The 18,794-nt window shown below is 56.2% G+C and carries 17 protein-coding genes and 1 riboswitch; of the genes, 6 read left to right on the top strand and 11 right to left on the bottom strand.

Annotated features, from left to right (window positions below; translation table 11 throughout):
* Positions 1–10: 10 nt before the first annotated feature.
* Positions 11–3,730, bottom strand: coding sequence for a nitrate reductase subunit alpha (locus R3196_RS05590; RefSeq protein ID WP_318935686.1), 3,720 nt, complete (start codon positions 3,728–3,730; stop codon positions 11–13).
* Positions 3,731–4,031: 301 nt separating this feature from the next.
* Here R3196_RS05590 and R3196_RS05585 point away from each other — a divergent pair, with 301 nt between their 5' ends.
* The gene (locus R3196_RS05585) at positions 4,032–5,843 is read left to right on the top strand and encodes an ATP-binding protein (RefSeq protein WP_318935685.1); all 1,812 of its coding nucleotides are present in this window, start codon (positions 4,032–4,034) and stop codon (positions 5,841–5,843) included.
* Between the two features lie 6 nt (positions 5,844–5,849).
* Here R3196_RS05585 and R3196_RS05580 read toward each other — a convergent pair whose 3' ends face one another.
* Positions 5,850–7,214, bottom strand: coding sequence for a hypothetical protein (locus R3196_RS05580; RefSeq protein ID WP_318935684.1), 1,365 nt, complete (start codon positions 7,212–7,214; stop codon positions 5,850–5,852).
* Between the two features lie 273 nt (positions 7,215–7,487).
* Between R3196_RS05580 and narL the strand changes: the two genes are divergently transcribed.
* The 3 genes from narL (at position 7,488) to R3196_RS05565 (ending at position 11,105) form a co-directional block, all read left to right on the top strand.
* Entirely contained in the window at positions 7,488–8,144 is a 657-nt protein-coding gene (gene narL, locus R3196_RS05575) for a two-component system response regulator NarL (RefSeq protein WP_318935683.1), read from the top strand.
* Positions 8,137–9,360: a molybdopterin molybdotransferase MoeA gene (moeA, locus tag R3196_RS05570; RefSeq protein WP_318935682.1), complete on the top strand. Its 1,224-nt coding sequence runs from the start codon at positions 8,137–8,139 to the stop codon at positions 9,358–9,360. The genes narL and moeA overlap by 8 nt, the downstream gene beginning before the upstream one ends.
* Positions 9,361–9,476: 116 nt before the next feature.
* Complete coding sequence (locus R3196_RS05565; RefSeq protein ID WP_318935681.1) at positions 9,477–11,105, top strand: thiamine pyrophosphate-binding protein; 1,629 nt, start codon at positions 9,477–9,479, stop codon at positions 11,103–11,105.
* Here the strand turns inward: R3196_RS05565 and modC are convergent.
* The 9 genes from modC to moaA form a co-directional block, all read right to left on the bottom strand.
* Positions 11,102–12,169 (bottom strand): molybdenum ABC transporter ATP-binding protein, encoded by a 1,068-nt coding sequence (gene modC / locus R3196_RS05560; protein WP_318935680.1) that lies wholly within the window; start codon positions 12,167–12,169, stop codon positions 11,102–11,104. The two genes, R3196_RS05565 and modC, sit on opposite strands and share 4 nt — an antisense overlap.
* A 2-nt stretch (positions 12,170–12,171) precedes the next feature.
* Positions 12,172–12,870, bottom strand: a complete 699-nt coding sequence (modB, locus tag R3196_RS05555) for a molybdate ABC transporter permease subunit (RefSeq protein ID WP_318935679.1) — start codon at positions 12,868–12,870, stop codon at positions 12,172–12,174.
* Complete coding sequence (gene modA / locus R3196_RS05550) at positions 12,857–13,618, bottom strand: molybdate ABC transporter substrate-binding protein (RefSeq protein WP_318935677.1); 762 nt, start codon at positions 13,616–13,618, stop codon at positions 12,857–12,859. Before modA ends, modB begins: the two co-directional genes overlap by 14 nt.
* A gap of 37 nt (positions 13,619–13,655) precedes the next feature.
* The gene (moaE, locus tag R3196_RS05545; RefSeq protein ID WP_413242900.1) at positions 13,656–14,126 is read right to left on the bottom strand and encodes a molybdopterin synthase catalytic subunit MoaE; all 471 of its coding nucleotides are present in this window, start codon (positions 14,124–14,126) and stop codon (positions 13,656–13,658) included.
* On the bottom strand, positions 14,126–14,374 hold the full coding sequence (gene moaD, locus R3196_RS05540; RefSeq protein WP_318935676.1) for a molybdopterin converting factor subunit 1: 249 nt from the start codon (positions 14,372–14,374) through the stop codon (positions 14,126–14,128). Before moaD ends, moaE begins: the two co-directional genes overlap by 1 nt.
* The gene (moaC, locus tag R3196_RS05535) at positions 14,361–14,864 is read right to left on the bottom strand and encodes a cyclic pyranopterin monophosphate synthase MoaC (RefSeq protein ID WP_318935674.1); all 504 of its coding nucleotides are present in this window, start codon (positions 14,862–14,864) and stop codon (positions 14,361–14,363) included. Before moaC ends, moaD begins: the two co-directional genes overlap by 14 nt.
* Positions 14,861–15,415 carry a molybdenum cofactor synthesis domain-containing protein gene (locus tag R3196_RS05530; RefSeq protein WP_318935673.1) on the bottom strand — a complete coding sequence of 185 codons (555 nt, stop codon included), beginning with the start codon at positions 15,413–15,415 and terminating at the stop codon, positions 14,861–14,863. Before R3196_RS05530 ends, moaC begins: the two co-directional genes overlap by 4 nt.
* Complete coding sequence (locus R3196_RS05525; RefSeq protein ID WP_318935672.1) at positions 15,412–15,996, bottom strand: molybdenum cofactor guanylyltransferase; 585 nt, start codon at positions 15,994–15,996, stop codon at positions 15,412–15,414. Before R3196_RS05525 ends, R3196_RS05530 begins: the two co-directional genes overlap by 4 nt.
* 2 nt (positions 15,997–15,998) lie before the next feature.
* Positions 15,999–16,970, bottom strand: coding sequence for a GTP 3',8-cyclase MoaA (gene moaA / locus R3196_RS05520; RefSeq protein ID WP_318935671.1), 972 nt, complete (start codon positions 16,968–16,970; stop codon positions 15,999–16,001).
* Positions 16,960–17,103: riboswitch (molybdenum cofactor riboswitch) on the bottom strand. It overlaps the preceding gene by 11 nt.
* Before the next feature lie 169 nt (positions 17,104–17,272).
* Here moaA and yegQ point away from each other — a divergent pair.
* The gene (gene yegQ, locus R3196_RS05515; protein WP_318935670.1) at positions 17,273–18,586 is read left to right on the top strand and encodes a tRNA 5-hydroxyuridine modification protein YegQ; all 1,314 of its coding nucleotides are present in this window, start codon (positions 17,273–17,275) and stop codon (positions 18,584–18,586) included.
* Entirely contained in the window at positions 18,586–18,783 is a 198-nt protein-coding gene (locus R3196_RS05510) for a YfhL family 4Fe-4S dicluster ferredoxin (protein WP_318935669.1), read from the top strand. Before yegQ ends, R3196_RS05510 begins: the two co-directional genes overlap by 1 nt.
* Positions 18,784–18,794: the final 11 nt, after the last annotated feature.

Below are 18,794 nucleotides of genomic sequence, written 5' to 3'. Positions count from 1 at the left end.
CACTCCAACGTTATTCAGTGTCCAGCCAGTCGACTTTATCCATTTTCCGGATAACCACGAACTCATCGCGGTTGCAGCCCACTGTGCCGTAATAGTTAAAGCCATAGGCTTGTTGCGCGTAACCACCAATCATGTGCGTCGGCTTCATGACCGCCCGCGTTACTGAGTTGTGGATACCGCCGCGGGTGCCGGTCAGTTCCGAGCCCGGGATGTTCACTAAGCGTTCCTGAGCGTGATACATCATGCTCATGCCTTCCGGTACCCGCTGCGAAACCACTGCCCGTGCGCTGATTGCACCATTCACGTTGAAGATTTCAATCCAGTCGTTATCTTCAATTCCCGCTGCTTTGGCATCGATTTCACTCATCCAGACAATCGGACCACCACGTGACAGCGTCAGCATGATCAGGTTTTCTGAATAGGTGCTGTGGATACCCCATTTCTGGTGCGGGGTGATCCAGTTCAGCACGATTTCTTTATTGCCATTTGGCTTCTTGTTCAGCACCGGTTGCACGGTTTTCAGGTTAATCGGTGGCTTATAGGCACATAAGGTTTCACCGAAATCGCGCATCCATTCGTGATCCTGATAGAACTGCTGCCGGCCGGTAATGGTCCGCCACGGAATCAGCTCGTGAACGTTGGTATAACCCGCGTTGTACGACACATGTTCATCTTCCAGACCTGACCAGGTTGGCGACGAAATGATCTTGCGTGGTTGCGCCACGATGTCGCGGAAGCGGATCTTCTCTTCTTCTTTCGGCTTAGCCAGATGGGTGTGATCCCGTCCGGTTTGCTCTCCCAGCGCGGCCCAGGCTTTCACCGCCACGTGACCGTTGGTTTCCGGCGCCAGTGACAGGATGACTTCGCAGGCGTCAATAGCGCTGTCGATAATCGGCCGGCCTTTGTTGATGCCTTCCTCATAGTGCACACGGTTCAGCTTGCCGAGGAAATCGACTTCATCCTGTGTATTCCAGTTGATGCCCTTACCACCGTTACCCAGCTTATCCATTAACGGCCCAAGTGAGGTAAAGCGGTTATAGGTATTCGGGTAGTCCCGCTCCACTACGCTGATATTTGGCATGGTGACACCCGGAATGGCCTCACACTCGCCTTTCCACCAGGCTTTTACGCCGTATGGCTGGGCCATTTCGCCGGCCGAGTCGTGCATAATCGGGGTGGTTACCACATCCTGCTCAACGCCCAGGTGACCGTTACAGACTTTCGAGAATTCCTTCGCGATGCCTTTAAAGATTTCCCAGTCACTGCGCGCTTCCCAGACCGGGTCCACAGCCGCTGTCAGCGGGTGAATAAACGGATGCATATCCGAGGTATTCATGTCGTCTTTTTCGTACCAGGTCGCGGTCGGCAGCACGATGTCTGAATACAGACAGGTTGTTGACATGCGGAAGTCCAGGGTTACCCACAAGTCGACTTTACCTTCCGCGCCTTTCTCTACCCATTCAACGTCTTCCGGTAGCTTGCCGCCCATTTCGCCCAGGTTGTCACCAAAGGTTTTGTGGGTGGTGCCCAGGAAGTGCTTGAGCATGTATTCATGACCTTTACCTGACGAGCCCAGCAGGTTAGAACGCCACACAAACATGTTGCGTGGAAAGTTCTGCGGGCTATCGGGCTGGGTACAGGCGAACTTCACATCGCCGCTTTTCAGCTGCTCAACCAGGTAGTCTTTAACGTCTTTACCAGCTGCTTTGGCTTTGTCGGCGATGGTCAGCGGGTTTACGCCCAATTGCGGCGCAGACGGCAGCCAACCCATGCGCTCAGCGCGGGTGTTGTAGTCGATAATAGAGCTCTGCCACTTGTTTTTATTCGCCAGCGGCGATACCACTTCGCTCATTTCCAGCTTTTCGTAACGCCACTGGCTGGAGTGGTTATAGAAAAACGAGGTACCGTTCATCTGGCGTGGCGGACGCTGCCAGTCCAGACCAAATGCCAGCGGTTGCCAGCCGGTTTGCGGACGCAGTTTTTCCTGGCCAACATAGTGAGCCCAGCCACCACCGCTCTGACCGATACAGCCACACATCATCAGCATGTTGATCAGACCACGGTAGCTCATATCCATGTGGTACCAGTGGTTAATCGAGGCACCAACGATAATCATTGAGCGACCTTTGGTCTTGTCGGCATTACGGCCGAATTCGGTCGCGACACGAATCACGTCAGCTGGTTTAACGCCAGTGATATGTTCCTGCCAGGCCGGGGTGTAAGGCACGTTGTCATCATAGCTCTGGGCACGGTTTTCATCGTTGATACCGTTATCAACACCGTACTGCGCCAGCATTAAGTCGAACACAGTGGCAACTAACGCGGTTTCGCCGTTAGCCAGTTCGATGCGCTTGGCCGGTATCTTACGAACCTGCACTTCATCGTGATGAGTATGCTGGAAGTACTCATACTCATGCGGCGCAGAGCCGAAATACGGGAAGCCAACTTCGACGATTTCATCGTGGTTGTCTTTTAGGGTCAGCGCCAGGTTCAGATCACCTTTGCTGTCTTTTGACTCCAGGTTCCATTTACCTTTCTGACCCCAGCGGTAACCGATAGCACCATTCGGGCTGGTCAGGCGCTGGTCTTCTTCATTGATGGCAATGGTTTTCCAGTCTGGATTATTGTCTTCACCCAGATTGTCGACCAGGTCAGCGGCACGCAGGAAGCGGCCCTGATTCAATACGTTCTCGCCCGGTTCCAGCATGACCAGCATCGGCATGTCGGTGTAGCGACGCACGTAGTCGTTAAAGTAGCTGCTTGGCTTATTCACGTAGAACTCTTTCAGGATCACGTGGCCAAACGCCATGGCTAACGCCGAGTCAGTACCCTGGCGAGGCGACAACCAGGTGTCACCAAATTTCGATGCTTCGGAATAATCCGAGGTGATAACGCAGGTTTTGGTGCCTTTGTAGCGAACTTCTGTCAGGAAGTGCGCATCAGGCGTACGGGTCTGCGGCACGTTCGAGCCCCAGACAATAATGTAGTTCGAGTTGTACCAGTCAGCTGATTCCGGCACGTCGGTCTGCTCGCCCCATACTTGTGGCGATGACGGAGGCAGGTCACAGTACCAGTCATAGAAGCTCAGACAGTTACCACCGATCAGCGACAGGTAGCGTGAGCCTGCTGCATAGGAAACCATCGACATCGCCGGGATGGGCGAGAAGCCGTTGATCCGGTCCGGGCCATAGGTTTTAGCGGTGTATACGTTTGATGCGGCGATCAGCTCGTTCACTTCTTCCCAGCTGGCGCGCACGAAGCCGCCCAGGCCGCGACGCTCTTTGTAGCTCTTAGCTTTTACCGGATCACTGACGATAGATTCCCAGGCATCCACCGGATCAGGATGCTGCTCTTTGGCTTCACGCCACAGCTTCATCAGCTGCTGACGCATCTTCGGATACTTCAGCCGGTTGGCACTGTAGATGTACCAGGAATAGCTCGCACCACGGGGGCAGCCACGTGGTTCATGGTTTGGCAAATCCGGGCGGGTGCGGGGATAGTCAGTTTGCTGAGTCTCCCAGGTCACCAGACCATCTTTCACGTAAATTTTCCAGCTACAAGAGCCGGTACAGTTCACGCCGTGCGTGGAGCGCACAACTTTGTCATGCTGCCAGCGCTGGCGATACCCTTTTTCCCAGGCACGATCCTGGTCAGTGGTCATGCCATGGCCATCAGCAAATGATTCTTTACGGATTTTGAAAAACCGTAATTTGTCGAGTAGGTGACTCATCCTCAAACTCCTGGTCTATGTCGATACAGGGCTAATTCTGAACAAGTCTCCAGCATAAAGCTATGCCCCCAAAAGGCTAAAAACTATAAGTAATACAGTAATTTACCTACAAATAGGTAGGCTCTTTCGGGGCTAACTCTTTGTTTTATCTATAATCGCAAAAATGGGGGTAGTAGGATTCTGCCGGATGAGTACAAAAGAGGTAGCCCGTATTACTCTAATCCTTAGTGCGAAGGGATAGATTTGCAGTTAAACTATGTATAGGTTGTTTTTTAATCTCTGCAGAAGATGTAAAGCTATTATGCGGCAAGTTTCAATTGTTACCCGAATTGGTGTGGCCCTGGGCTGTATGGTCGCGCTCACCATAGGTACGCTGCTGGCGTCCTACTGGCTGTCCGAAAAAGCCGACCAGGACGCGATGGCCATCAACGTGGCGGGATCATTGCGCATGCAAAGCTATCGCTACAGCTGGTTCCAGCTTCATCAACCTGATACTGCGGCGGCCGCCGAGGTGGCAACCACTCTTGATGAGCGCTGGTCGCATTTCGTCTTCAACCGCTTTACGCAGGATGATTCCGAACTTGCCGAACAGTTTCGGGAAGCCCGCCAGAGCTGGCTGCAATTTGAGCAGGAACTGGCAGCAGGCAAGATTAGCGCGGACGATCTTGAGCTTTATCTGCAACCGCAAATAGCACAAATCAATGATCTGGTGAATGGCCTGCAGCAGGAAGCAGAGCGCCGCATCCGGGCCATCCGGCTGATTCAGGTGCTGTCGCTGTTTTCCACCATTGGCCTGGCCCTGGTTATTTTCTTCTGGCTGAAAACCCGCGTCCGCCAGCCGCTAACCATTCTGACGCAGGCAGCCCGCCGGGTGGCGCAGGGCGATTTCACCTCACGCGTGAATCACCCGATGTCTGACGAACTGGGCGTGCTGGCGAATACCCTGAATAAGATGAGTGATGCCATTGCCTACATGTATGGCAATCTGGAAAAACGGGTCGATGAGCAAACCAAAGCTATTCAACAGAGTAATCAGCGCCTGCAGTTTTTGTATGACACAGCGCGCGCAATAATCGAACACTCCCCTGGCTACAGCGATTTTACAGAAATCGTGGAAGGCCTGAAAAAAGCATCTCACATTGACGATCTTGAACTCTGCCTGATTACTGAAACCGGCGATAAGCCGTATATGCAGGTGCAGCCTCAGGATGCCCCGGACGACCCCTGCGTCGGAGCCGACTGTTCTCAGTGCGTAAGTGCCGGTGGCGGTGTCAGTGTTATTGAAGGCATTCGCGTTTATCGCTTCCCGCTGGAGCGCGACCAACGTTATTACGGCGTGCTGGTCGCTCGGCAGCCCGCAAAAGAGCGACTCGACGACTGGCAGCTGCAACTACTGCAGTCAGTGACCGACCAGCTGGCCGTGGCGCTGAGCCTGAAACAGGAAGAAGCGCAGGTACGCCGACTGGCCCTCATTCAGGAACGTACAGTTATCGCCCGCGAGCTGCACGATTCACTGGCCCAGGCGCTGTCTTATCTGAAAATTCAGGTCACCCGATTGGATAAAGGCATCGCCCAAAACGATCGGGCGATTATCGATGATGTGTCGGGCGAATTACGTGAAGGTCTCAATGCCGCCTACCGACAACTGCGTGAATTGTTAACCACCTTCCGCCTGAAAGTCGATGGCGCCGGACTGCTGCAGGCCTTACAAACCACAGTGAAACAGTTCTCCGAGCAGTCCAGAATGAATGTGCGGCTGGACTTTCAACTGGCGAACGCGCCACTGGCGCCCCATGAAGAGATTCACCTGCTGCAGATCATCCGTGAAGCCTGCCAGAACGCTATTCACCATAGCCAGGGCGATGAAGTCGTGGTCCGGTTGCGGCAAGACCAGGAGACGGGGATTGGACTGGCAGTTGAAGATAACGGAATTGGTATTCCTGACAGCGCCGAGAAATTAAATCACTACGGCCTGGCAATTATGCTTGAACGGTCCCGCCATCTGGGCGGTGAGCTACAGATCATCCGGCGACCGGAAGGTGGCACTGGCGTGTACTTCAACTTCACGCCAGAGTATATGCAGGAACGCATTGCGGTTGCCGTCGAGTCCTGAACAAGGTCAGGGATTGTAAAACTCGCTGCGGCGCCGTAAATAAACCCACTGGATAATTACCGCACAGATCACATAGAACACGGCGAATCCCAGTAAGGCAAAGGCTGGCGTCGCGGTGGCGCTGTGCAGGCTCCAGAGTAACGGAATATAAATGGCGCCCGTGGTAGCCAGCGCGACCACCCAGCGCAACACGGTACCCAGCTGTTCCGGCGGGAAGATCTCACTGATCGCTTTAAAGATGGCACTGCTGGCCATGCCGCTGGCAATAAAAATCAGCAAAAACGCCAGAATGTAGGATAAAAACCAGACTTCGGGCGTACGGCTATAAAACGCCTGATAAGCCACCAGTGCGGCTATGCTGCAGGCAGCTGCCAACGCCAGCGCACACCATTGCGCCAACCTTGCACCGCCCGTTTGATCCGACACCCAGCCCCCCAACGGCCGCGCCAGCACCCCGAGCAAAGGACCAATCCAGGCGTAAGTCAGTGCGTTCGGCGCATGATCATTGCTCACCACGCGGATCAGTTCACCGCCTTCCCACACCCGGCTCAGACCAAATAAAAACTGCAGGCTGAGCGGAAAGGTAATGGCAAAACCAATAAAAGAACCAAACGCCATCACGTACAGTAGTGCCATCAGCCAGGTATGTTTGTTGCGAAAAATAAGCTGTCTGGCTATGGCTCGTGGCGGGTGCGGTACGTACACCGGTGCGGGTGATGGCCATAACGGAACCAGCCGCAGCACGATAATAACCAGTAACGCCAGCGCCATGAACCAGCCCACATTAGCCAGCCACATAGGCGTACCGGCGGCAATATTGCCCAGCATATTGCCGGTGGCAGCTTGTGTGGTCCAGGGCTGCCCGCTGAGTTCGCCCGCCCACGGCATCGCAGTGAGCACCGGCACACTCACCTGCGCCAGAATAATTCCGATCCCAAGCACGCTGGCATTCACGCCGAGACTCCAGCCGAGCTGCGACCGGTCATGCTGCTGGGTATCGCCCAGTGCCATGAACTGCGCCCCGCCAAGACCACAAATAAACGCCAGCAGTAACAGGTTGCTGTAGCTGACACTGTTGTCCTGCAGCAGCCAGATAAGGCCCAGCGCGGGGATCAGTAACAACACCGTAGCGGCTTGTGCGAAGCTGGCCTGCATTGCTTTATCTCCAAACGCAAACAGCAACAGGTGGGCCAACGTAGCCGCTACGCCGGAAAGCGCCAGCAGGCCAAACAACTGACTTACCCTCAACTCGGGCACAGCGGCGGACAGCAATACCACGAGCACACTCCAGCTCATCCACATGGCGGTGCCGGTTATGATGGAAGCTGTGGTTAATTTGTCGAGTACCAGGGGCGTTGTTGTGGCCTGCATAGTCCGTTCTCTTTACTCCTTGATCCTGATGCAGAATTTTGCCCTCTGAGGGGCTCTTCGGAAAGCCAACCGAAGAGTTAAAAAAACGGGTATTAAGTGGCAGCTGAACTACCCACAAAGGAGTATGAATTTATTTATCTTATTGTTTATTATATTGTTTTATTTATCGCTGTGACAGGTTTACCGAACGGCTCCGGATAACCGGCGGATCCACAAATGCGTGATCATGCATTTTGTGCAAAAATAGGTCATAGAAATCATAGGAGAACAGTTATGTCCCACGCACCCTCCAGCATTATGCTGGTCGACGATCATCCGCTACTGCGCAAAGGCCTTAAGCAGCTTATCTCGTTAGAAGATGAACTTGAGGTCGTTGCCGAGTGTAGTAATGGCAAAGACGCCATCGGTAAAGCCGTTGAACTGGATCCTGATTTAATCATTCTTGATCTGAATATGCAGGGAATGGATGGGCTTGAAACCCTCAAGCGCATGCGCGACGAAGGTGTGACCTCACGCATAGTTATGCTGACGGTATCGGATGCTGATGAAGACGTGGTCGCCGCCATTACTAATGGCGCTGATGGCTACTTGCTTAAAGATACCGACCCGGAACTGCTGCTGGAACAAATCCAGCGCGCACTTGAAGGCAAAATGGTACTGAGCGAAGTCATCACTGAAGTGCTGGCCACGGCATTGCGCCGGCCGTCGCGCCAGGAACCAGCCAAGCTCGATAGCCTGACAAACCGTGAGCATGAGATCCTGAGCCTGATCGCCAAGGGCATGAGCAATAAAGTCATCGCCCGCGAGCTGGACATTTCTGACGGCACCGTCAAGGTCCACGTCAAGCACTTGCTCAAAAAGCTGGGCTTACGTTCACGGGTCGAGGCCGCCGTCTGGATGGTCAACAAGCAAGGTGGTAGCAATGTCTGATCAGGCCCGCTGGCTGAGTTTGCCGGAAGCCCTTGAAGCCATAAAAAATAGTGTCTCGCCCCGCCCGGAACAAACACAGGTGCCGCTGACCGCGGCACTGGATAACGTTGCGGCACAAGTCATTACCGCACCTCTGAATGTGCCCGGTTATGATAATTCAGCGATGGACGGTTACGCCGTAATAGCCGCTGACGCCAATGCCGGTAACAGCCTGCGTGTCATTGGCGAAGCCTTTGCCGGCCATCCTTTTTCCGGCGAAGTTACCCCCGGCACCTGTGTCCGTATTATGACCGGCGCCATGCTGCCGGCCGGCGCCGATGCCGTGATCATGCAGGAACAGACTGACAGAACTGAACAGGGTATTCACTGCCAGGCCGCTCTTTGCGAAGGCGATAATATCCGTTTGGCGGGCAGCGATCTGGCGGCCGGTGAAACTATTATCCGCGCAGGTCAGCGCTTACGCCCGGTGGATATCGGTTTGCTGGCATCCATGGGGATTGCAGAAGTAACAGTCAATAAGCCCCTGCGCGTGGCCACTTTTTCCACCGGTGATGAGCTGGTACCTCCGGGCCAGCCGCTGAAGAGCGGCCAGATATACGACAGTAATCGCTATACCATCCAGGCTATGCTGTCGCGGCTTAACATTGAGGTCATTGATTTAGGGCTTATCCGCGATGACCCTGAGGCGATTGCAGCCGCTTTCAAAAAAGCGATGTCCCAAGCCGACGTGATTGTGACCAGTGCCGGCGTATCGATCGGGGATGCTGATTACACCAAAGACGTTATGGCTCAGCTGGGCGAAATTAACTTCTGGAAAATCGCCATGAAGCCGGGCAAGCCCTTTGCTTTTGGCAAGCTCGGCGAGAGCTGGTTCTGCGGCTTACCCGGCAACCCGGTGGCAGCGGTAGTTACCCTTAACCAGATTGTCCAACCTTTGCTGCGCTATTTAGCGGGGGAAGACTGGCCTGAACAGACGATGTATCGCGCCGTTGCCAGCAAACCAATACGCAAAAAGCCCGGACGGGCTGACTTTCAGCGCGGCAGGCTGACGCAAGCCGGTGATCAGCTTGAGGCCAGCCCGGTGGGCTCACAGAGTTCTGGCGTGTTAAGTTCGGTCGCGAACGCCAACTGCTTTATTCTGTTAGAGCAGGATCGCGGCAATGTAGCGGCCGGTGAAACGGTTACCGTATTGCCTTTTGACCGGCTGCTGCAGTAGCCCGCATACCAATATTTAAAGGGTAATCCCGGCACCTTTGACCCTGGTCAATGTCTCTGCCTGGCTGACGACGCACACTGGTATGCATATCGTTCAGCCGCGCAGGGACAACTACCATGAAATTTGTCGATCAGTTAATCAGCGAACTACAGCAGTTTGGGGTTCAGCAACTATTCGGCATTCCCGGCGATTTCGTTTTGCCTTTGTTCCAGCAACTGCAGCAGCGCGATGCGCTACCGCTTTACTGCCTCAGCCATGAGCCCTCAGCAGCATTTGCCGCCGATGCCGCCGCGCGGATCACGAACCGGCCGTCAGCGGTCATTCTGACCTATGGGGCCGGCGCGTTAAATGCTGTAAACGCGGTGGCTCAGGCTTATGTTGAGCATGTACCGCTCATTATTATTGCCGGCTTCCCGGCCGCCCACGAACTGAGTCGCGGCTTGCAGATCCACCATCAGGCACGCAGCCCCGATTCTCAGCGTGCGGTATACCAGGAAGTAACCGCCTGTCAGGTCCGGCTCGACAATCCACAAACCGCCGCAGCGGAATTACGGCGGGCGCTCAGCCAGTGCGTGGAGCAATCACGGCCCGTGCTTATCGAAATTCCCCGGGATGCGGTGCACTTCTCAGTGTCACCGTTACCGTGCTACAAGGCCCCCGCCATGCCCGCGGCCGAGCTCACCGGATTGCGTGAATTGCTCTGCACCCGCCTGCGCAAGGCCCGGCGCCCGGTGATCTTGTCCGGCATTGATGTCCGGCGTTTTAACGCCCGCCAGAGTGTTGAAGATCTTGCGCTCATGCTCGGCACTCCACTAATCAGTACATTTTTAGGCCGTGCCTGTATTGACCAACAACATCCGCAGTACGCCGGCATTTTTCTCGACGGAAGTGACAGCCGGCCCCGGGAACTGCTTGCTGATGCCGACCTGATTTTGCAGATTGGTGTCATTCACACCGACAGTAACTTCGCCGCCCATAAAGATTTGTTCCCGGCGGATAAGGTGATTAATCTGCAGCAGCAATACAGCTACGTGGACGACCGCCATTTTTATCAGGTGGATTTACCGACTGTGCTCAATGCGCTACTGACCGAAGATTTATCGCCGGCGCCACAGCGGTTATTGACCCCTGCTACCGCGCCAGCGAAAAATGATGGATTTAACGCCACCAGCGTGGTGGAAACCATCGACTCGCTGTTGCTGAGACAATCGACTCAGGTACCGGTTATCAGTGATATCGGTGACTGTCTGTTTGCCTCGCTGCACGCCCAGCCGAGCCAGCTGCTGGCACCGTCTTATTACGCCTCAATGGGCTATAGCGTACCGGCGGCAATTGGCTTGCAGGCGGCAACCGGGCAGCGGCCGGTGGTATTGGTGGGTGACGGTGCCTTTCTGATGACCGGTCTGGAACTTGGCCATTGCCAGCGTTACGGCTTTAATCCGGTGATCGTCCTCTTTAATAACCAGAAGTGGGACATGATTAACGCCTTCGCACCTGAGCTGAACTGCACCGGCCTGGTTCACTGGGATTATCAGCAGCTGGCCCGGGGAATGGGTGCGGCGGCCGTGCGCGTGCGCAACACTGCTGAGCTGGAACTCGCCTTTACTGCGGCCTGGGCCGATCCGGCACAGGTTCACCTGATTGAGGTTTGGCTGGCGGATGCGCCCCGTACTGAACGCTTGCAGGGCTTTGCCAACACCTTCCTCAGTGCTGCCGCACAGCTTAATGAAACTGAGCTCAGTTAATGCAGCGCCACCGCTTTAACCACGGCGTAAACCTGTTCACCGGGAGCGAGCTGCAGACGCTTCCATGAACTTCGGGTGATCAGCGCCAGCAGGTGCTGACCCTCAACATCAAGCGCCACCAGACACTCTGCCGGATGAGCAGCAGCATGTTGCGCAATTATAGTGGCAGGCAACTGGTTTGCTGCTGAACTATGCGGCTGCTGCTGTTTGCTCAGGCTAACATCACGGGCCAGCACCCGCATGCGCAGGCTGGCTCCGGGTTGGCTCAGGCCGCGGCCGGGGGGAGCCGGCACCGCTAACAGGTAAGTACCTAACTCGACACCTATCTGATGAGCTTCCGCGGATTCTTTTGCTTTGCCCTGCAGGATGCTCATGCCGCCGGTAAACAGTAATGGCGGCTTCCTGAGTTGCTCGGTGAGCGGCCCCGCCGAGGCTACCCGGCCCTGTTCCAGCTGCACCAGGTGATCAGCGATCTGCACTACATCGTCAAGATCGTGGCTCACCCAGATGACCGGCACCCCATAATGCGATGAGAAATAGCGCAGATACTGAAGCAATGGTCCGCGCGCGTGCTGATCCAGGCCGCTTAGGGGCTCATCCAGCAACAACAGCCGCGACTGACTCAGCAATGCGCGAGCCAGCGCCACCCGCTGTTGCTGGCCGCCTGATAGTTCAGTAACCCGTCTCGTCATCAGGGCGGCAAGGCCCAGCTCAGTAATGACCTCGTCGGGCTCGACATAGCGCAAGCCTGGCGGTACCCGCCGGTAACCAAACAGGATGTTATCAGCAACTGACAGATGAGGAAGCAGGCTGGGATGCTGCAACATCAGGCCGATACGACGTTGTTCAGGCCGGCACCAGTGCTTGGTCGACTGCCAGGTTTCCCCGCCAAACAGCACCTCAGCACGACGGCTTTTATCCAGCCCGGCAATAATCGACAGCAGCGAACTTTTACCGCACCCTGACGGACCAAACAGGGCGGTGATTCCCGCGGCGGGGATGCGCTGCTGGATTTGCAGGGGGAAATAACCTGGCTGCGGTGTCACTTTAATATGCAGGCTCATGGTCATTGCTCCGCCTGCTGGTTGTGCCGCTGCCGGCTGGGCTCGCGATAATTAAAACCGTAAACCACCAGCAGTACTGCCAGCGCAAACACCAATAGCCCCAGTGACAAACGCTGGGCAGCAGCATAATTGAGCGCTTCGGTATGATCATAGATAAGCACTGAAAGAACCTGAGTTTCTCCGGGAATACTGCCACCGACCATCAGGATGACGCCGAATTCGCCCAGTGTATGAGCAAAGGTCAGGGTGGCGGCCACAATAAAGCCGCCCTTACATAAGGGCAGCACCACTGAACGGAAGCGATCCCAGCTACCCGCGCCCAGGCTGGCGGCGATTTGTAGCGGTCGCACGCCCATGGTGCGGAAAGATTCTGCCAGTGGTTGCACCGCGAACGGCAGTGAGTAGAGCACGCTGCCAATCAGGATGCCGGTAAAGCTAAACGCCAGGTGACGAAAGCCGAGCGCCTCGAGGGTGCCACCGACAGCCCCCTGCGGGCCGAGCAATAACAACAGGTAAAAGCCCAGCACTGTGGGCGGCAATACCAGCGGCAAGGCCACCAGCGCTTGCACCGGGGTACGCCAGCGACTGCGGCTGAAGGCCAGCCACCACGCCAGCGGGGTTGCCAGCACCAACAGAATCACTGTGGTTGCCAGCCCCAGTTGTAGGGTCAGCCAGACAGCTTGCCAGTCATTCGGCGACATGGATCGGCTCCCCGTTTTGAGTTAACGGCAGGTAGCCGAAATCTGCAAATAGGTCACGGGCTTCGCGCTGCTCCAGGTACTCCAGAAAGAGCTGCGCGCTGGCATGGTTGGCACCCTGCCTGGTCAGCATCAGGGTTTGCTTCAGCGGTTGGTACCAGGCCGGGTTAATTTCGGTGTAGCTGGTGCCGCGCAGCACTCTGCCACGCACCACAGAAAGCGCTATTAAACCGACTTCGGCGGCACCGCTTTGTACCATCTGGGTCGCATGGCCAACATTCTCGCCGAACACCAGGCGTTGCTGTAACTGATCATCCGCCAGCCTTGTCAGCACCTCCATCGCAGCCTTGCCATAGGGCGCATGGCGCGGCTGGGCTATCGCGATATGCCGGATAGCCGCGCTGCTTAAATCCTCCGGTTTCAGGTCGGGATGGCCCGGATGCCATAACACCAGCCGGCCTTCCGCCCATTCCATCGGCGGTGCGCCGGCCAGGCCAGCAGCGACCACCTTGTCGCTGTAATCAGCGTGGGCAGAGAAAAAGATATCATAGGGTGCGCCGTGCATGATCTGGCTGGCCAGTTTGCCGGAAGAGCCGTAAACCACGCGCACAGGATGCTCAGGGTGCTGCTGTTCGAACTGCTGCACCAGGGCGTTCATGCTGTCGCGCAGGGATGAGGCGGCAGCCAGGGTCAGCGGCGCGGCATGAGCCGACAACACGCCAAACCAGGCTAATGCTAGCCAGCAAGTCATCCGAAAAAATGGTGTCAGCCCCCTCCTCAGCATGGTGTCAGCCCCCCTCTCCGGGGGTTTGCCAGCGGGCGGCGGCGGCCTGGTCTTTGGCCTTGGCGTCAACCCAATAGCTGCCCGTGGTGGTCTGTTCCTGCTTCCAGAAGGGGGCGCGGGTTTTCAGGTAGTCCATAATGAACTCGGCCGCCATAAATGCCGCCTGCCGGTGAGCAGCGGCCACGCCAACAAAGACGATCTGGTCGTTGAGCCCCAGACTGCCAACGCGGTGAATGACGGTGACCGCGCCCAGTTCCCACCGCGCTTCAGCTTGCCGGCAAATGTCTGCCAACGCGGTTTCGGTCATCCCCGGATAATGTTCCAGCGTCATCCCCGTCAGGTTTCCTTGCGCCAGCTCCCGCACCAATCCGGTAAAGGTCACCACGGCACCACAGGCAGGGTTTTCCCGCAGGCGCTGGTATTCCTGGTTCAGATCAAAGTCTGTGGTTTGCACCTGGATCCGCGATTGCATCATCAGCCTCCGGTTACCGGCGGGAAAAACGCCACTTCGTCGCCGGCCTGCAGCGGCATATCGGCTGCTGCCAACTGCTGATTAACGGCGCAAAGCACGTCATTTTGCGAAAGTTCGTGCTGCCATTTCGGCGAGCGCGCCGCAAGTGCCTGCTTCAGTTCACTGACGCGGCTGATGCCGGTTGCATCCACAGTCAGGCTGGCGCAGTCCAACCGTTCGCGCAGCGCTGCGAATAATTTAACTGTCAGCATGATTCTGCTCCCGTTGCCAGTGGCCGCGTTTGCCACCAGTCTTTTCCTGTAACTGAATGCCATTGATCTGCAAGGCGGGATCAACGGCTTTACACATATCGTGAATGGTTAATGCGGCTACCGAGGCCGCAGTCAGCGCCTCCATTTCCACGCCAGTCTGTCCCTGTACAGCACAGCAGGCGCTGATTTCAATCTGGCCGCTGGCCTGATCAAGCTGAAAACTGACCGACACTTTGGTCAGCGCCAGCGGATGGCAAAGCGGAATCAGATCGCTGGTGCGCTTGGCTGCCATAATGCCAGCCACCCGGGCCACGGCTAAGACATCGCCTTTCTTTAAACCGTTTTCTTCAATCAGTTGAATCACATCCGGTCTGGTCTGTACGGTGGCAACGGCGATGGCCTGCCGCTGACCCGGCACTTTGCCGGAGATATCGACCATGTGGGCAGCGCCTTGGGCGTCCACATGAGTAAAGTTTTTGCTGTCGGTCATGATGTTGACTCTCCGCAACAGAGGTTAGCCCCGCTTTTCACATGGGCGACAAAATTACAGGGCCCCTGGCGTGAATCCAGCTGGGGCTCTATCAGTTGATTCCAGGCCAGCGCCGCCGCCCCGCCGGAACCCGGCATGGCAAAAATAAGGGTGCCATTGGCCATACCCGCCAGCGCCCGTGACTGCATTGCCGAAGATCCGATATCCGCCAGGCTCAGTTGCCGGAACAGCTCACCAAAACCCTCAACCGGGCGATCGAATAGCGGGCTGATGGCCTCGGGCACGCAATTGTTTGCGGCAAATCCGGTACCGCCGTTTAACAGCACAACCTGAGTCGTTGAATCAGCGATCCAGGCCGACAACTGCGCGCGAATGCTATAGGTATTCGTCGGCAGGATGCAGCGCTCGCTCAGGTTATGCCCGGCCGACCCCAGTTGCTGGCAGAGCCAGTCGCCGGTGCTGTCGGTCGCACGGGTATGGCGATCCGAAATGGTCGCCACCGCGACGGACAAAGGCTGAAATGGCCGGCTTGATTTGGTCTTTGCTGTCATAGTGATAACCTGTCTGGCTGATCCCGTTGCATGAGCGCCTGCTGCCATTGCTGTGGGGTATTGGTGTTGACGAGCTGCAGCACATCACAGGCAGCCAGTGCGTTGGCGTTCAGATAACGCAACAGCCCCCGTACTGAAAAATCCCCCTGACCCGACTCCAGCTGTGCCGTCAGATAATCCGCAAGTTGCGGGATATTGGGTAGTACACAGGGTAAGGGAGATTCACCGAAGTACCATGCGCCGGTCGACTCTCCGGCAGACGCGGTGGTAAGCAAATGGCGCAGCAGGCCGGGCTGTAATAACGGCATATCGACGGGCACCACCAGCATTTGGGGAGTGGTGCAGTGCGGCAGTACCGCAGCAAGCCCGGCTAAAGGACCCTTGCCCGGATAGCTGTCGGTGATAAAGCCGGGCTGGTTGCGACTGATAAGGATATCTGCCACGCCGGCCTGGCGGAGCAGCAACTGCATGTGCTCCAGTAAGGTGCGACCGGCCAGTGGCAGCAAGGCTTTATCTCGCCCCATACGCCGCGATTGCCCGCCAGCCAGAATCACACCTGTGAACTCAGTAAAAATAGCCATGGTCAGCCTCCGATCATCGCCAGATGACGGGTTGAGCCGCTCTGCTCGTTATGCAGAAAATGGTGTGCTTTCTTGGTTTTCACAAAGCCCTGTAACACCTGCATCAAAGGCTCAGGATCATCGCTTTGCAAATAGCTCCGCATGTCCTGGTGGTGTTCGGTGAACAAGCACAAGAACAGCTGGCCGAGGCTGGATACCCGCAAGCGGTTGCAGTCATCACAAAAGTCCGGGCTATAAGGCATGATCAGCCCCATGCGACCCGCAAAGTCGACGTGGCTGAATTCCTGGGCCGGACCGGCACTGCGTGGCTTTTCCCGCTGCACCCAGCCATCGGCCAGCAGCTGCTGTTTGATGTCGTTGCCGCTGACATGGTTGCGTTGATAGTACTGCACATTGTCGCCGGTGCGCATCAGCTCGATAAAGCGTAGCGCCAGATTGCGCTCACGCACGTAGTCAAGAAACTCCGGCAGGGCTTTACCGTTGTAGTGCTTCAGCAGAACCGTATTTACTTTTACGCTGGGAATGCCAAGATCTAACGCCTGATCGATGCCGTCAAGAATATAAGGCAACCGGTTCTGGCCGGTGATCAGGTGAAAGGTGGCCGGATCCAGACTGTCGACGCTGACGTTGATGGCATCCAGGCCGGCGTCTTTCCAGGCCGGCAGGTCGCGCTGTAAGCGGTAGCCGTTGGTGGTAATGGCCACTTTCTCAATACCGGGAACTTCTTTACAGGTGGCAATGATGTCGAGCAGGTCTTTCCGCAGGCAGGGCTCACCGCCGGTGATACGGATTTTAGTGGTGCCCAGCAAGGCAAACGCGGTTACCAGCCGGCGGATCTCCGGCAGGGACAGTTCAGGCGTGCGCGAACTGCAGTCCGGGCCGTCGGGCAGGCAATAATTACAACGGAAGTTGCAGTTTTCTGTTACCGACAACCGCAGGTAAGTAAAGCGGCGGGCAAAACGATCCATAAGCATAAGCGACACCTTTCCAGATAACGGGAGGTAACGCCGTTTCCAGCGCAACCCCGGTGGTCAGTAAGACCACGGCACACTGGTCATGTCCGGCAAGCGGATTTAGACACAGCAGCTCGGCGTGTGATGGCGCTATATTACTGACTGCCGCCCGTTTTTGTTATTGCCATGAAGGGAGGGGAGCGACTACCTACAAAGGAATAGCGGCGCGCCCACTGAAGATGCCTTTTATTGATCTGGATCAGGGTACGCCGCCGGCGGATCCATAGAATAAGCAGCCATTTCTGATTAGCTGACCTGAATCCATGAACACACCCGAACTGCTTTCCCCTGCCGGTAGCCTAAAGGCCATGCGGCTGGCCTTTGCCTATGGCGCCGATGCTGTCTATGCCGGTCAGCCACGCTATAGTCTGCGGGTACGCAATAACGAATTTGACCTGCCCAATCTGGCCACTGGCATCGCCGAAGCCCATGCCGCCGGCAAGAAGTTCTATGTGGTGGTGAACATCGCACCGCACAATGCCAAGCTCACGCGCTTTGTCGAAGATATGGCGCCGGTTATCGCCTTGCAGCCCGATGCGCTTATTGTTTCGGACCCCGGCATTGTGATGTTACTGCGCCAGCACTATCCGCAGCAGGCGCTACATTTATCGGTACAGGCCAATACCGTGAACTGGGCGGCGGTGCAATTCTGGCAGCAACAGGGGATCGAACGGGTTATCTTGTCGCGCGAGCTGGCGGTGCGGGAAATCGCTGAGATCCGTGCCCAGTGCCCAGACATGGAAATCGAAGTCTTTGTGCACGGCGCGCTCTGTATGGCCTATTCAGGTCGCTGTCTGCTGTCCGGCTACATCAATAAGCGCGACCCGAATCAGGGGGCCTGCACCAACTCATGCCGCTGGCCGTATCAGGTGCACGATGCCGAAGAAAATGAGGCAGGGCAGTTCCGCCCGCACCCCACTCCAAAATTGCTCGAGGAGCCCATGCGCCCCGGCGAGCTGATGCTTATGGACGAAGATATCCACGGCACCTACATTATGAATTCAAAGGATCTACGCGGCATCCAGCACGTTGAAGCGCTCACCCGCATGGGCGTGCACTCACTGAAAATCGAAGGCCGCACCAAGTCGCCCTATTACGTTGCGCGCACCGCCCAGGTTTATCGCCAGGCCATTGACGATGCCGCTGCGGGCCGGCCGTTTAATCCACAATTACTGGCTGACCTTGAAGGTATGGCAAATCGCGGTTTTACCGAAGGTTTCCTGCGCCGCCACGTTCCGTCAGATTTGCAGAACTATCAGACCAGCCATAGCCAGGGCACCCAACAACTGGTGGGCGAAGTGATTGATGTACAGGGAAAGCGCGCTCGTATTGAAGTAAAAAATGCCTTTAACCTGCGTGATCAGCTGCTGTTGATGAAGCCTTCCGGCAACCTGGCTTTCACATTGCAGCAATTGACTGACAAAGAGGGGTTGGCGATTGAACGGGCACCGGGCTCAGGACATCAGGTGACTATAGAGCTGCCGGAAGCATTGAGTAAAACCGAAGCTGAACTGGCGATGCTGATCAAGATCCACGCCGTGCCAGCGCCGGCCATCGCCGTTAAGGACGTCAGCTGATGCCGGTGGTGATTGCCAGCGACTGCATCAACTGCGATATGTGTGTGCCGGAATGCCCCAATGATGCCATTAGCATGGGCGCTAAACATTACCAGGTCGCCAGCGACCTTTGCACCGAGTGCATGGGGTTTTATGAGGAGCCGGCCTGCCTTAAGGTCTGCCCTATTGATTGCATGACAATCGCTGCAGATGTTTAACTTTGCGCTAT

Origin of the sequence: Pseudidiomarina sp. (genome assembly GCF_033722695.1) — a bacterium.
Classification (GTDB): domain Bacteria; phylum Pseudomonadota; class Gammaproteobacteria; order Enterobacterales; family Alteromonadaceae; genus Pseudidiomarina.
The sequence above is the reverse complement of the archived record's forward strand: the minus strand, read 5'-3'. Positions and strand labels throughout refer to the sequence as shown.

Excerpts from the sequence above, each read along its gene's own strand:
- R3196_RS05590 (WP_318935686.1), bottom strand. The coding sequence starts at position 3,730 with ATGAGTCACCTACTCGACAAATTACGGTTTTTCAAAATCCGTAAAGAA.
- R3196_RS05585 (WP_318935685.1), top strand. The coding sequence starts at position 4,032 with ATGCGGCAAGTTTCAATTGTTACCCGAATTGGTGTGGCCCTGGGCTGT.
- R3196_RS05580 (WP_318935684.1), bottom strand. The coding sequence starts at position 7,214 with ATGCAGGCCACAACAACGCCCCTGGTACTCGACAAATTAACCACAGCT.
- narL (WP_318935683.1), top strand. The coding sequence starts at position 7,488 with ATGTCCCACGCACCCTCCAGCATTATGCTGGTCGACGATCATCCGCTA.
- moeA (WP_318935682.1), top strand. The coding sequence starts at position 8,137 with ATGTCTGATCAGGCCCGCTGGCTGAGTTTGCCGGAAGCCCTTGAAGCC.
- R3196_RS05565 (WP_318935681.1), top strand. The coding sequence starts at position 9,477 with ATGAAATTTGTCGATCAGTTAATCAGCGAACTACAGCAGTTTGGGGTT.
- modC (WP_318935680.1), bottom strand. The coding sequence starts at position 12,169 with ATGAGCCTGCATATTAAAGTGACACCGCAGCCAGGTTATTTCCCCCTG.
- modB (WP_318935679.1), bottom strand. The coding sequence starts at position 12,870 with ATGTCGCCGAATGACTGGCAAGCTGTCTGGCTGACCCTACAACTGGGG.
- modA (WP_318935677.1), bottom strand. The coding sequence starts at position 13,618 with ATGACTTGCTGGCTAGCATTAGCCTGGTTTGGCGTGTTGTCGGCTCAT.
- moaE (WP_413242900.1), bottom strand. The coding sequence starts at position 14,126 with ATGATGCAATCGCGGATCCAGGTGCAAACCACAGACTTTGATCTGAAC.
- moaD (WP_318935676.1), bottom strand. The coding sequence starts at position 14,374 with ATGCTGACAGTTAAATTATTCGCAGCGCTGCGCGAACGGTTGGACTGC.
- moaC (WP_318935674.1), bottom strand. The coding sequence starts at position 14,864 with ATGACCGACAGCAAAAACTTTACTCATGTGGACGCCCAAGGCGCTGCC.
- R3196_RS05530 (WP_318935673.1), bottom strand. The coding sequence starts at position 15,415 with ATGACAGCAAAGACCAAATCAAGCCGGCCATTTCAGCCTTTGTCCGTC.
- R3196_RS05525 (WP_318935672.1), bottom strand. The coding sequence starts at position 15,996 with ATGGCTATTTTTACTGAGTTCACAGGTGTGATTCTGGCTGGCGGGCAA.
- moaA (WP_318935671.1), bottom strand. The coding sequence starts at position 16,970 with ATGCTTATGGATCGTTTTGCCCGCCGCTTTACTTACCTGCGGTTGTCG.
- yegQ (WP_318935670.1), top strand. The coding sequence starts at position 17,273 with ATGAACACACCCGAACTGCTTTCCCCTGCCGGTAGCCTAAAGGCCATG.
- R3196_RS05510 (WP_318935669.1), top strand. The coding sequence starts at position 18,586 with ATGCCGGTGGTGATTGCCAGCGACTGCATCAACTGCGATATGTGTGTG.